Below are 14,092 nucleotides of genomic sequence, written 5' to 3' on the forward strand. Positions count from 1 at the left end.
GTTCACAAATTAAGAAGACAATGACCAAAATAGATATTCTAGCCATAGGTGTTCACCCGGACGACGTTGAATTGGGCTGTGCAGGAACGCTCCTTTCCCATATTCAAATGGGCAAAAAAGTAGGCATCCTCGATCTGACAAGAGGCGAATTAGGCACCCGGGGCAGTGCAGAGATCAGAGACCGCGAAGCCGCCGATGCGGCAAAGATGATGGGTGCCGAATTTCGCGTAAACCTTTCCATGGCAGACGGATTTTTCCAGTACAACCCCGAAAACATCAACAAAATCATTAGAGTCATCCGTTCCTGTAAACCTGAAATCGTTTTGGCCAACGCCCTCTCAGACCGTCACCCTGACCATGGGAGAGCCGCCAAACTGATAGCAGATGCCTGCTTTTTTGCAGGACTCGCCAAAATTGAAACTTTAAACGACTCCGGTATCTCCCAGGAAAAATGGCGACCAAAAGCCGTTTACCATTACATCCAGGATTTTAACCTGGCACCTGATTTTGTAGTGGATATTTCTGATTATATGGACAAAAAGATGGAACTGGTACTGGCGTTCCGTTCCCAGTTTTTTGCACCAGAAGCCACAGAATATGAAAAGGAGGAAAGCTCTCCCATTTCAGGACAGGACTTCCTGGAATTTCTGCGCAGCAAAGCCCGTACCTACGGCCGCCATGCCGGATTTGATTACGCCGAAGGATTCAACAAATCAAGAGATATAGGCGTGCAGAACCTTTTTGACCTGGTTTGAGGAATGAAAAATCATTCACAGGAATAACTCTTATCAAAACCAATCACACGGGTTACGACAAGCCCTGTCTGGGGCGCTCCCTCTGCTTCAGCCTTGATCGGTTTCCTGAAACCGTAAAGTTCGACATATATGCTTTTACCTTCCACGGAAACCGCATCGAGATAGGCTTTATTCAGCCCTTCAAAAGCCCCCGATGGCTGAACGGCATAAATTTCATTCCCTTTGCAATTGGTAAAAGTGCCAATACCCAGGGAAGAAGTATACATGCCCCCCAGTTTTGAAATAACAGATGCGCAACTCGCCTCATCCGTCAACCCAATCACTTTTGAAACCTTAAGGGAACCTTTCATTCTACCTTCTTCCTTTCCTGAATTAGGCCTCAACTCCCCTTCCACTACGATATAAACCGGTTTGCCGGCTTCCTCCCCTACCAGCTTGAGGTAGGCTTTTTCCAGGTCGATAAAAGCCCCTTCCATCACCACGGAATACCGGCTACCCGTACTGCAATTGATGAAATAAGCCGCGTCAGCCATATAGGCGAAATCACCTGAAAAAACATTGTCGCTTTTATCTTCCAGCCTCATGATGGAACGCTTAACCTCGGGTCTTTGACCCTCTGTATTGATCTCCGAATTTCGTGGCTCCTGCATCTGCTGAACTTTCGCCTGGGTAGAATCTACCACACCCGCCGCTGTTTCCCCTTCCACCGCATTTTGATTATTGGAACAAGCCGTCATCCATCCAACGAGCATTACGATTAATAATAAATTTAATTTTTGCATGAATTTGTTTTTTACCGGGTCTCAAATCGAAATTTTTCATCGAAAAACAGGAAATACTCCCGACAATAACTCCTTTATCCCCGGAGGATTTTCCACTTTAGCCTTTAATCTTTAGCCTTTAATCTTTAGCCTTTAATCTTTAGCCTTTAATCTTTAGCCTTTTTACGTATTCAGCCCCCCGCAAACACTGAGAGTCTGCCCTGAAATATAAGTCCCCATATCGCTCCCCAGGAAAACACATACATCAGCGATCTCTCCCGCTTTTCCAAGGCGTTTTAAAGCAATATTGGACAAATAAGCCTCTTTGGTCTTCTCATCCAGTTCGTCCGTCATGTCCGTTTCGATAAACCCGGGAGCCACCACGTTACAGCGGATATTCCTCGAGCCCATTTCCAGTGCGATGGATTTACTAAAACCGATGATCCCGGCTTTGGACGCCGCATAATTTGCCTGCCCCGCATTTCCGGTAATCCCCACAATGGAACTCATATTGATGATAGAACCTCCCCGGTTTTTCATCATCGGACGTATCACGTGTTTCGTCAGGTTAAAAACTGATTTCAGGTTCACCTCGATCACCTGGTCCCACTGCTCCTCACTCATCCTCAACATCAGGGTATCCTTCGTGATCCCGGCATTGTTCACCAGGATATCAATTTTGCCAAAATCTTCAATAACCGCATTGGCCAATGCTTCGGCCTGGTCATATTTACTCGCATCAGAGCGGTAAGCTTTTACATTCACCCCCATTTCTTTGAGTTCTTCCACAATACTTTCCGCTTGCTCGGAAGAAGAAAGGTAAGTAAATGCCACTTCAGCGCCCTGTTCAGCAAATTTCCGCACAATAGCTGCTCCAATACCCCGGGAACCACCCGTCACCAGGGCCGTTTTTCCTTTTAGTAAAGTCATGATGTTATTCTTTTTTTGCGAAGGTAAGGATTGTTGATTGAATAATGTGGATTGAAGATTGATAATTTTACCCGTTCAATTACTACCGAAATTCAGGGGTCACCCCTGCGCTGCGCTGGTGGCCAGGCTATCCGCTACGCTCCTATCCTTTGCCCTACTCGTCCCTGCGTCGCCCTCCGCTATACGCTCCGGCCCACTTCATTCCACAAAACAAAAATCCCTCATAAAAATCCTCCTTAAACCTTTTTTTTCACCGCTTTACCTTATATTTGCCTCTATCTAAAAAAATACTTTTTCTGACATTCCGGCTAAACGTACCCGGTAAAATCTATATCCACAAATGAGTCTAAATATCAACTATACCGTACTCGAAAGATTCCTGAAATACGTACAAATCGACACCCAATCCGATCCGGAATCTCCCACCTGCCCTTCCACGGAAAAGCAAAAAAATCTAGGAAAAATACTCGTGGAAGAACTCCATGCGATAGGTATTTCGGACGCAGAAATGGATGAACACGGTTATATTTATGCCACCATTCCTTCCAATACGGAAAAAGAAGTTCCCGTGATCTGTTTCTGTTCTCACATGGATACCTCACCGGACAGCAGCGGCACGAATGTCAAACCCCTGATCCACAAAAATTATGACGGCTCGGATATTGTACTGCCGGATGATCCGGAGCAGGTGATCCTCTTTAAAAAGAATCCCGCACTTGCCAAACAGATCGGTAACGATATTATCACAGCCAGTGGTTTGACGCTCCTGGGCGCCGATGACAAAGCTGGGCTCGCCGAAATCATGGATGCAGCCCACCACCTCATGTCACACCCCGAAATTAAGCATGGAAAAATACGCCTGTTATTCACCCCCGATGAAGAAATCGGACGGGGGGTGGATAAAGCGGATATGGAACGCCTTGGTGCTGAATTTGGATATACGATGGACGGGGAAGAAGCAGGTTCCATGGAAAATGAAACCTTCTCTGCGGATGCCGTGCAAATTCTAATTCACGGCGTAAGCGCCCACCCGGGTTTTGCCAAAGGCAATATGGAAAGCGCCCTCAAAATCGCAGGCGAGATCATCGCACGCCTCCCAAAGGATCGTCTTTGCCCCGAAGCAACGGAAGACAAGGAAGGATTCATCCACCCTACCGGGATGAGCGGCTCGGTGGAGGAGGCTGAAATAAAATTCATCATCCGCGATTTTGTAGATCAAAAACTGCAAGATTACGAAGATTACCTCAGGAAAATAACCGAAGAAGTGATCAGTGGATACCCCAACGCCACCTTTGACTTTATTGTCACCGAACAGTATAGAAATATGAAGGTGATGCTCGACAAATATCCACATGTTTCCGAATATGCTATTCAGGCCATCCGCAGAACCGGACTGACCCCGATTCTATCCAGCATTCGTGGCGGCACCGACGGCTCAAGGCTTTCCTTTATGGGATTACCCTGCCCGAATATCTTTGCCGGCGGACATTCCTTCCACTCCAAACATGAATGGGTTGCCGTTCAGGATATGCAGAAGGCGGTGGAAACCATCGTACACCTGGCCATGATTTGGGAAGAAAACGGAAAGTAAAAGACAGAGATTCTTACCAATTGAATGAAATAAAAATCAACCCTCGGTGCAATAGCAACCGGGGGTTGATTCGTTATTTACCTCAAATAAATATCCCCGAAACCCTTAAATTCCCTTAAAATTAAAGGATCTATCAGGCCCAATAAAATATTTTCAGGTGCTGATCAAGCATCATATCTAAAAAACCGGTATCTTTAAACCCTTAAAATATCTAAAAATACTTATCCCCCCTAATTTTTAGAGTTGATCCAGCTTCGACTATCTACTACCGTACTCATATTATAACTTGATATGCTGAGTGCTCCAATTGTTTTTTGATGAGCCCTTTGTTGTTTATTGAGCTATAAAACATACTTACACAATGAGAAAACTTAAAAAGAAGCCGGGTAACCGTCTCTTTGGAGAGGGAGGACGTATTGCTCACGCTGAAATGAAAGGTCTATACAGGATAGTCACTACTATTTCTGTATTTTTACTGTTGGCCTTACCGACCTTCAGTCAGCACAATTTCGTGCTGTACAATAATTCACAATTACCGCAAGCTAATTTTCAAAATCCCGGCCAGGAAATCTGGATGAACGGATATCTTATCCTGCCAGGGCTGTCAGGCGCAAGTGTCGATCTGTACAGCGATGGGCCTATTCTCGATCAGATGGGACTGAGAAGCGGTTTTTCACTGGACAACATCGTACGTGAAAGCCTTCTGGCAGAAAACAACCTGTCTGCCATTGCCAGTGCCACCATCGCGGGTTTTGGCTTCAGGCACAAAGCCGGTTTCTTTCATGTAAACCTACAGGAACACTTTGTAAGTGAGGTGTATTACCCGAAGTCGTTGTTCGGGTTTATCGATCATTACAACGCGGAAACCACTTCCCTCAACAATTATCCTTTATACCCGTTGACCATTGATGCGGCTCACTATCGTTCCTATTCTTTTGGTTATACCCACAGGTTTGCCAAACTTTCCATCGGCGCACATGTAAAATACCTCCAGGGCATAGCGAACCTTCATATAAGCGACCAAAACCTCAATATACTTTATTCAAAGGACAACTCAGGCTACAGTGTACAGGGAAAACTCGAAGCCTTCACCGCAGGCGTGGAGATGTACAATGACCCCAAAACCGGCAACCTGATCAAAGGAAGCGGCAATTCCGGTTTTGCGGTTGACCTGGGCGGAGTGGTTCATTTTTCCCCGAAATTTGAGATGTCTTTTGCCGCCCTGAACCTTGGAAAGCTTTTCTGGGAAAACCATATTTACCAAACTTCTCTTTTGGATGAAACGACCGTTTTCCAGGCAAAGGATTCTGAGGAATTAACCCAGGAGCTCACTGACCACTTTGTAGCCCTATTTGACGATGAGATCATCGCCAATAGCCCCGCCAACTACCAGTCCTTACTGAGGCAAAAGTATCTTTTGGGAGCCCGTTACTTCTTCAGACCGGCCACCAATCTAGGCCTATTACTGCATTCGGATGTGCTGAACGGCCAGGCCAATTTCGGAGGCTCGCTTTCATTGAATACCCAGTATAAAAAGAATGTAGGCTTTTCTGTGGCTCTGTCCAAATATCAAAATGAAGATTTTGACATAGGAAGTGGCGTTAATTTCAATCTCGGCCCGGTACAGATTTATGCCATGACCGACAACCTGATTTCCCTGGTTTCCCCTGATAAATCACACAAAATCCATGGCCAGGCGGGGATTAATTTCATTTTTGGCAAAAAGACCCGGCAAGGGGCCATTGTCCGCAAAACAGCGGAACCTTCTGTTGATCCAGCCACTATTACTCCGGTGATCGTTCAACAGGAACCTATAATCATCTATCCGGAAAATGAATTTACGGCTAAATCCCCTGAGGCGGCAACGGAACAAAAACAGATGGAAAAACCCGCCGAAACAAAAGGATTGCCTCCCGGATACATCGAATACCGTGCCCAGGTGAGCGACTCGGAAAGCAATAAACCTTTGAGCGACGTAAAAGTCAATGTTTATAAATTAAAATCCCGCAGAATCCAGGTGCTCGTTCATTCAGAACTGACTACCGACGGATATTTTGCCCTGCCTATTTCCCGCATTGATACCCACAGGGTAGTCATTGAAAAACCGGGATATCACAAGCTGGAAAAAGAATATTCACCGGGCCTCATCACGGGAAAATCTGATACACTAACGCTTTATTTCTTCCTGACGCCAATACTGAAGGATCCAAAATTATTAGATATCGCCGTGGAATCCACTATTGCGGAAATTACCGATTTTTCAAAAGAAAAAACCATTCATGCTCAACGCTCCCTCGGTACTTATTCCCTGACGGGAAGTACGAGTTTGCGTACTGGCCCCGACCACAGCAAAAGTATTATTTTAAGATTCAGAACGGATGACGAGGTTGAACTTTTGGAAAAAACGAATAATTACTGGTGGAAAGTAAAATACGGTGATTTGGAGGGATTTGTAAAAGCAACCTACCTGGTAAAAAAATAGCATTAACGGTAAGGCAATTAAAGTGGAATGTCTCCGGGAAAAAGCAATTGCAATCCCGGAGATGTTTTTTTAATGGATCTTATAAACTTCCTCAAGCGGAACCCTGAACCGTTCGCCATAAACCCCTTCTTCCTTACGGGTACCACAGGCAATAGCCATATTTATCGTTGCCCGAGGAGGCAATCCGAGCATTTTTTTAATTCTTACACTATCCAGTCCTTCCATCGGACAGGTATCGTACCCTTCGGCGGCCATACTCAGCATGAAGGTCTGTGCGGCAAGGGCAACACTTTTATGGATCATCACCTTAACATCTGAATTTCTCACCTGCCGATAAGTAACCCGGAACACCCCACGGATCGAAACAGCAGCGAATTTCAGCCAGCCCAGCAATCCCATAAGATCAATGTAGATCGCCGGCATGATCCTTTGGTAATATTTTTGTGACCTGCGCTGTCTTTTGGAGTAAGAGTTTTTGGGTGTTGAATGGAAATCAGGAATGGCATGCCACAAATTGGCCTTAGCCCTTTTGTACCAGTAATCCTTCCTCGCCACTACAACGACGATCTCGTTACAAGTTTTGGCGGCATTCTGGCCCATGCAATACCGTGTCATTTTTTTAAGCAGTTCGGGATCTTTGATGTGGTGAAATTCCCACAACTGCATGTTGCTGCTATTGGGAGAAAGCACGGCTCTTTGGATACTGCGCAGTACCGCTTCTGAATCAAAGGGAATTTCAGGATCAAATAATCGGACAGAACGGCGATGGTTAATAATATCGTCGAAGGTTTTTGTCATGTCATTTTTAAATTTAAAAATTGAATGAAGTGTCTTTTTTCAGCAATCGGACAAAATGAGAGCAGTTTATCAGACTACCCCACTTTCCAATAACTGGTTCACCTGATCTTCTACGGTTACTTCCATGGGAAGATATTGCATCCCAAGGGATTTTATGCTCTTGGAATGGTCAAACCTGATGGGAATACCTACATTCAGCCTTACAAACTTCCAGCTCACCCCTTGTGTCCACCCCAAAAGGTATAACATAAATTTGGGCAATTCCATTTTGGGGAGGGCGAATTTATTGCCGAATTTTTTACCGATGAGATGGCAAAATTCGAGGAAGGACAAAGATTCAGCCACCAGGATATGGCGACCTTCTGCTTTCGGATTTTCAGCGGCGAGGATGTGTGCACGGGCTACATCCCGCACATCGACAAAGGAAAATGTCAGGTTAGGGACACCCATTTTTTGCTTGCCTTTTAAAATATCAGTAATGAATCCCATGCTGGCGGAATCAGAGGCATCGGTAAGAGAAGGCCCCATCACAAAACCGGGATTCAATACCACCAGGCTCCACCGGTCCTGTGCATCGTGAATTTTCCAGGCTTCCTTTTCGGCCAGTACTTTAGAATAGGGATAAGGATTGTGGGTCGCACTACTGGTGGTATTCCAATGAGCTTCTGTAAAAAGATTATTTTCAGTTTGGTTTATTTCAATATTATCGCCATAAATAGAAACCACGCTGGAAGTGAGTGCCACGCGTTGGACTGACGGGGTCTGGTTAACGGCATTCAAAACATTCCGGGTACCTTGCAAAGCAGGATCGATCAAATTTTTATAAGGATCTTTCACGTGGCCAATAATAAAAGGAGAAGCAATATGGTACACGATCTCACACCCGTCCATAGCAGCATTAAACGAGCCCTCTTTTAACAAGTCTGCCTCCCATAATTCAAGGGTTCCTGGGGTAGCGGCAGCAAGGGCCTCAAGATGGGACACCTTATCCTTCCTGTTTTTATTCCTGACAGTTACCCGAACAGTGTGGCCTGCATCCAGTAAATATTTAACCACCCATGATCCGATAAAACCGGTACCGCCCGTTACTAATATTTTTTTCATTAACTTTCAGGTATTTTTTAAAAATACAAAAACTTATTTCGACGATCTTTACTTTACACCATGCCAAATCAACAACAGAATTAATATTAAGTTTAAAGGAAAATCATCCTGTATTTGAATGAATAGGATTAAATTTATTTCATAAAATAATTTTTTAACAACCTGTGGCGATCAATTATAACAGTTCCTTAAAAGATGTTAGCAGTTTTTAACCACAATCAAATTTCTTTTAACAATTTTTTAGCCAAAAGGAATCTACAAAACCGTCTTCTTGCAAAGGCAATACAGAAAACACTTAAAATTTATGGATATGGAAACGACGAAAAAGCAAAAGGTAAGATGGAGCATCATTTTGAGTTTAGCCATAGCTGTTTTGATGAGCAGTTGTGCTTCTCCACAAAAGCTGGTGGAAAAGGGAGATTATGATCGCGCCATCCAGGTAGCCGTCAAAAGATTGGCCGGAAAGAAAAACAAGAAAGTAAAGTACGTGCAGGCACTGGAGACAGCTTTCGCCAAAGCGACCGACGAAGATCTCGCTGAAGCCGAGCGCCTGAAGAAGTCAGGCCTTCCGGAACATTGGGAACGTGTGCTCGACATTTACAAGGGCATTGAATACAGACAGAACAGAATTCAGCCTCTGCTGCCTTTAATTGATAAAGAAGGGATCAAAGCCAATTTTCGTTTCATAAGAACGGCAGATCTTGTCAATGAAGCCCGCGACAAAACAGTGGAATATTATTACGAAAGTGGGAAAAAATTGCTCGCAAGTGCAGACAGAAACCACAATAAATACGATGCCCGGCAAGCGTATGACGAATTCAATAAAATAAAATCATACCAAAGGAACTATAAGGATGTGGACCAACTCATGGTGGAGGCTATGGACCTGGGAACCACTCATATTCTTTTTGATGTACGCAACGAATCCTCTTCGGTTTTCCCAAAAGAAATTATCAATGATCTGAAACGCATCAATGTTAAAGAACTTGAAGGCCCCTGGCAAATGTATCACGTAGGAACCACTTCCAACCAAAAAATGGATTACCGTGTGGTCCTGAACATTGCCAATGTGGAAGTAAGCCCCGGGTTCGTCAAGGAACGCGAATACGAGGATAAAAAAGAGATCATCGACGGTTGGGAATATGTTCTGGACAACAGGGGAAATGTCAAGAAAGACTCCCTCGGAAACGACATTAAGGTTGATAAAAAAGTATGGGTCAAAGCAATGGTTATTGAAGTGTATCAGCACAAAGCTGCAACGATCTCTGCCAGGATAGACATTTTAGATGAAAACAATCGCGAATTGATCGACAGCCAGAACATGGCCGTAGAGGCTGTTTTTGAAAACTATGCTTCAACGTTTCAGGGAGACAAAAGAGCCCTGAGTAATGAAACGAAAAAACGGATCGGGAACCGACCTGTTGATTTTCCACAGGACAGCGACCTCTTGTACCAGGCTGCCGAAAACCTGAAACCGGTGGTAAAAAGTAAACTTTCGACCAGCCGCCTTTAAACACTGAAAAAAATTATGCTTCAAATAGCGTATTTTAATAATCCAGATTACTTTCGAAATATGAGTCATCCCGAATTTTGCCGACCGGCAAAGTTTGGGATTTTTTTCAATAAACTGATTGTCAGATAATTATAACTTTTTATGGTTTTTTAAATTTGAAACAGGTTACATTCAACTCTTTCAGAGTTGGTTTTTGTCCCTTTTTTGGCAGTAATTCTACTGCGTTATTGATATTTATCCCCATTCGGGGATAAATTTAATCTTCTTTTTAAAAATTAACTCTATTCTTAATCCATTTCCCGAAGGGAATTAACCTGCCTGCCGGCCGGCAGGTATTAACGGCAATGGATGTAATCCATTGGAAATCAAACAATAACAATCTCAACTCTGAAGGAGTTGAATATATTGCAGATAAATATTGTTAATATATTTTCAGCATCCATTTGAATTAAAAAATTCGGGATGATTCATGTTTTTTTATTTTTACATCATAATTATTTTTTAATCTTTTTCCTCAAATTTCAACTAAACATGTCTGCATCAGCTGAAATGCCGTATTTTATCAACCCTTCTATAAACCTGGAATCTGCTGCCAAGCAGGAAGCTTATGAACTGGCTGCCGGTGAGATCCGCGCCGTACTCAAGGGTGAAACAGATATAGTATTAAAAATGGTCACCATCAACTGCCTGCTCAAAACCCATCTCCCCTATTATTATTGGGTAGGTTTTTACGTGGTAAACAATGGCCGGCTTTCCGTCGGGCCATACCAGGGCACCCTGGGTTGTTTACACATTGAATTCGGAACCGGTGTTTGCGGAAGGGCTGCGGCGGAAAGAGAAACCCAACTGGTCAAAAATGTTCACGAGCTGGCCCAGGGGAAAGACCATATTGCCTGTGACCCGAATTCTTCCTCGGAGATAGTCGTTCCGGTGTTTGATAAAAAGAATGAACTGATCGCCGTTTTTGATGTGGACAGTACCCTTACCGGGTCGTTTGATGAAACAGATAAGTTCTACCTGGAAGAAATTCTTAATGAACAGTTTGCCGAATAAGCCCGTTTGCATGAAATATTTCGAAATTTATTCTAATTATACCTGCCCAATAATAAAAAAATAAGCCAGACGAAGAATAAATGTAAAAAAATGGGTAAAAAATATTTTAGAAAATTCATTTTTTCCGAAAAATACTTACCTTTGCAGCCGCTAATAAAATAAATGAGAAATGGACGCAATTAAGTTTGTACACGATCAAATGACTAACCAGCGTGAATTCCCTGAATTTCGTGCAGGAGACAACATTGTTGTTAGTTATAAAATTATAGAAGGAGAAAAAGAACGTATCCAGGATTATCGTGGAGACGTTATCCAGATAAAAGGAACAGGACCAACCAAAACATTTACCGTTCGTAAAATTTCGAGCGGTGTAGGTGTTGAACGTATTTTCCCGTTTGTTTCTCCTAATATCGTTGAAATCAAAGTACTCAAACACGGTAAAGTTCGCAGAAAAAGGCTTTACTATCTCCGTGATCTTGTGGGTAAAAAAGCGCGTATCAAAGAACGTAAATTTATCAATCCTAACAAGAAGTAGTATTTCCTTCAACTAAAAAAAGGGCAGTGGAAAATTCCATTGCCCTTTTTTTTTGCTCATCACCCTCCGGAATACCCGGGTGGAGAAATGACTTATGCTTCCCGCAACTTGCCAGGAGGATATTCTTTATGCAAATGAACAGATCTTAATTCAAAGAAAAAACGTGCTCCATTTTCTGTCCGTCCAGCTGGCTCAGTAAACTGATTTCCACATCCATAAATTTAGACAGGGGAAAAGAATTAACCATCTTGCGCACTTCATTTTCCGAATCCGCATTAAAAATAGCCCATAACTTGGCTTTTTCTGCCGACAAAGCATAATTGACGAGTTTACCTTGCTGAAAAAGCTTATTCACTACCACACGCTGATAGGGAATGAGATCGAGAAACTCCTCGGTTACAGATCCCACCATGGTAAAATCAACCATATACTGATATCCTGAATTCATAATATTAGCAAAATTTGGTTGGCAAATTTATCTAAATTTAAAGCTAATGTCCCTATTTAAACGGAATAAAAAAATAATTATTCGCCAAATTAAAAATTTTTAGGATAACATAGGTAATGTTTTGTGTAAGATCCTGATTGAATGCCATGTTGGGAAATACTTGACATCGGCAGGGTTTTTCCGTTTTTAAACAGGATTTTTATCTCATCTTTTACCGTAGAGTAAGCACTATTGGTTTCTGTACCTTCGTAAAACACATATTCTATTTCGTCTGGCATTAAAAATGTTTTAGCCAGTATTTGGACTTTTTTCTTCTCCACGTACGTTTTTTTAAAGGCTTCGTCACTGAACTTCAGGCGAAACAGCTTTCGGTTGATGATACCCGATGAAAGGAAGGATAAAATCATGTCCTTACCATACTGCCATTCTTTCATGGCGGATACAATATCGTAATCATCCAGGCGGGAAAAGTGCCGGAGCAATTCATCCGGGGAGGTGGCAAAATCTTCTCTCCTGATCTTATTTTTCAGAAAAAACATCAGGCTTTCGGAGGCCGGTAAATTTTCACCTTCTTTTACTAGCTGGCGTGCCCGCCGCAATGTTCTGATGAGCATCTGTTCGGCAGATAAAACCGTTTTATGTAAATATACCTGCCAGTACATCAGTCTTCTGGCGATCAGGAACTTTTCTATGGAGTATATCCCCTTTTCCTCAACAACCAGCTCCCCTTTGTGCACCGACAACATTTTTATTATCCTGTCATATCCAATCACCCCTTCATATACTCCTGTAAAAAAGCTGTCCCGGTTCAGGTAATCCATCCGATCCATATCCAGTTGGCCGGAGATGAGCTGACTCAAAAACGGCTTTGGGTAATCATTTTTAAAGATGCGAATGGCAAGATCCAGGGCCCCGTCAAACTGCCGGTTGAAAGCTTCCATGAACAGCAACGAAATTTCCTCGTGGGTAATTTCCAACAGGGTGTGCTCAAGGGTATGAGAAAAAGGACCGTGACCAATATCGTGGAGTAAGATCGCAATACAAACCGCCGTCGCTTCCTCTTCGGTAATTTCCACGTCCTTACCTCGCAGCACCTCAATAGCCTGGCACATAAGGTGTAAGGCACCCAGCGCATGATGAAAACGGGTATGCAACGCCCCCGGGTAAACGTAATGCGTCAGGCTCAATTGTTTGATGCGCCTCAAACGCTGAAACCATGGATGTTCGATCAAATCAAAAATAATCCCCTGGGGAATCTCCACAAATCCGTAAACGGGATCATTAAATATCTTCTTCTTATTCATCGTCGCTTAAAAGTTCTAATGCCCAGGTCGAGCCCTACCTTTACATAAGGCACTCTCCTTATGCCCTCCTGTGATTCTGCATTGCTGGAAAATCCAAAAAAACCAAACCCTCCTGAACTCCCACTGCTGTCCACCAATACGGATTCATGGGTTACCTCCATAAATTTTTGCCCTAACCCAACATGCACCCCTAATACAAAACGGTCTGTTAGTTTAAATTGCCGACCGTAAAGCAATATTAAACTCCTGGATAAAATCACCACCGTTGCTTTCGTAAAAGGGACGAATGAGTTATTTAAATAATAAAAACCATTCTCCCTTTCAAAGGTTTCGGCTCCGACCATTCCTTCCACTCCAACAAAATTTTTATAAGTTTTAGGGCGGATCTCCATGTCTCTGCGGCTGTACTTATAAGGCTTTACCGGATCAAAGTAGTAACGACCTCCTAAACGGGCCTTGTAATAATGCCAGTTGGCTTTCGTTTCATTTTGAACCGTGTACCCAAAAGATTTTACCGGCAAACCATATTCAGCATAAAAGGCCAGTCCATTGGCAGACTGCCCTTCCAGACCAATGGTAAAAACCGCCGTGGAAGGGTGAAAAAGCTGAAGGAAGGAATTGGAAACAACAAATTTGTATTCCTCCGCAGTCCCTTCATTTTTTGTCTGGGCCCGAAGGCCTTGGTTCAGGCTACTAAAAATAAAAAAAATCAGCAGAATTCTTGATTTCATAATTTATTTTGTCGGATGTTCAATTCCGGGGTTTAAATTTTTTAATGATAGAATGAGTCTTATACCCCTGCAACTTGTTAAGGAAAG

13 protein-coding genes are annotated in these 14,092 nt (G+C 43.2%); 6 read left to right on the forward strand and 7 right to left on the reverse strand.

The annotated features are described in order from the left end of the window. Window positions 1-20: 20 nt before the first annotated feature. Window positions 21-755, forward strand: coding sequence for a bacillithiol biosynthesis deacetylase BshB1 (gene bshB1, locus H6571_08175; GenBank protein MCB9323707.1), 735 nt, complete (start codon window positions 21-23; stop codon window positions 753-755). Window positions 756-766: 11 nt separating this feature from the next. Here the strand turns inward: bshB1 and H6571_08180 are convergent, their stop codons facing one another. Together H6571_08180 and fabG are read right to left on the reverse strand one after the other, a co-directional pair. Continuing rightward, the gene (locus H6571_08180; GenBank protein ID MCB9323708.1) at window positions 767-1,537 is read right to left on the reverse strand and encodes a hypothetical protein; all 771 of its coding nucleotides are present in this window, start codon (window positions 1,535-1,537) and stop codon (window positions 767-769) included. Between the two features lie 162 nt (window positions 1,538-1,699). Next, entirely contained in the window at window positions 1,700-2,446 is a 747-nt protein-coding gene (fabG, locus tag H6571_08185) for a 3-oxoacyl-[acyl-carrier-protein] reductase (GenBank protein ID MCB9323709.1), read from the reverse strand. A 340-nt stretch (window positions 2,447-2,786) separates the two neighbouring features. Between fabG and pepT the strand changes: the two genes are divergently transcribed. Both pepT and H6571_08195 read left to right on the forward strand, forming a co-directional pair. After that, the gene (gene pepT / locus H6571_08190; GenBank protein ID MCB9323710.1) at window positions 2,787-4,037 is read left to right on the forward strand and encodes a peptidase T; all 1,251 of its coding nucleotides are present in this window, start codon (window positions 2,787-2,789) and stop codon (window positions 4,035-4,037) included. A gap of 361 nt (window positions 4,038-4,398) precedes the next feature. After that, window positions 4,399-6,519 (forward strand): SH3 domain-containing protein, encoded by a 2,121-nt coding sequence (locus tag H6571_08195; protein MCB9323711.1) that lies wholly within the window; start codon window positions 4,399-4,401, stop codon window positions 6,517-6,519. A gap of 69 nt (window positions 6,520-6,588) precedes the next feature. Here H6571_08195 and H6571_08200 read toward each other — a convergent pair whose 3' ends face one another. Beyond that, window positions 6,589-7,317: a nitroreductase family protein gene (locus H6571_08200; protein MCB9323712.1), complete on the reverse strand. Its 729-nt coding sequence runs from the start codon at window positions 7,315-7,317 to the stop codon at window positions 6,589-6,591. Between the two features lie 69 nt (window positions 7,318-7,386). Continuing rightward, on the reverse strand, window positions 7,387-8,421 hold the full coding sequence (locus H6571_08205; protein MCB9323713.1) for an aldehyde reductase: 1,035 nt from the start codon (window positions 8,419-8,421) through the stop codon (window positions 7,387-7,389). Between the two features lie 310 nt (window positions 8,422-8,731). Here H6571_08205 and H6571_08210 point away from each other — a divergent pair, with 310 nt between their 5' ends. The 3 genes from H6571_08210 to rplS all read left to right on the forward strand — a co-directional run bounded on the left by H6571_08210 (window position 8,732) and on the right by rplS (window position 11,522). Then, window positions 8,732-9,934 (forward strand): hypothetical protein, encoded by a 1,203-nt coding sequence (locus tag H6571_08210; protein MCB9323714.1) that lies wholly within the window; start codon window positions 8,732-8,734, stop codon window positions 9,932-9,934. A gap of 531 nt (window positions 9,935-10,465) precedes the next feature. Further along, a complete protein-coding gene (locus tag H6571_08215) occupies window positions 10,466-10,987 on the forward strand; it encodes a GAF domain-containing protein (protein MCB9323715.1) in 522 nt (173 codons plus the stop codon). 169 nt (window positions 10,988-11,156) lie between these two features. Next, window positions 11,157-11,522 carry a 50S ribosomal protein L19 gene (gene rplS / locus H6571_08220; protein ID MCB9323716.1) on the forward strand — a complete coding sequence of 122 codons (366 nt, stop codon included), beginning with the start codon at window positions 11,157-11,159 and terminating at the stop codon, window positions 11,520-11,522. A gap of 145 nt (window positions 11,523-11,667) precedes the next feature. On the opposite strand, the gene H6571_08225 is transcribed toward rplS, so the two are convergent. From H6571_08225 to H6571_08235, 3 genes are all read right to left on the reverse strand, one after another. Next, a complete protein-coding gene (locus tag H6571_08225; protein ID MCB9323717.1) occupies window positions 11,668-11,970 on the reverse strand; it encodes a hypothetical protein in 303 nt (100 codons plus the stop codon). Between the two features lie 89 nt (window positions 11,971-12,059). Next, window positions 12,060-13,274, reverse strand: coding sequence for an HD domain-containing protein (locus tag H6571_08230; protein MCB9323718.1), 1,215 nt, complete (start codon window positions 13,272-13,274; stop codon window positions 12,060-12,062). Further along, on the reverse strand, window positions 13,271-14,005 hold the full coding sequence (locus tag H6571_08235; protein ID MCB9323719.1) for a hypothetical protein: 735 nt from the start codon (window positions 14,003-14,005) through the stop codon (window positions 13,271-13,273). The genes H6571_08230 and H6571_08235 overlap by 4 nt, the downstream gene beginning before the upstream one ends. Window positions 14,006-14,092: the final 87 nt, after the last annotated feature.

The organism is Lewinellaceae bacterium (genome assembly GCA_020636105.1).
In the GTDB taxonomy this organism is placed as follows: domain Bacteria; phylum Bacteroidota; class Bacteroidia; order Chitinophagales; family Saprospiraceae; genus BCD1.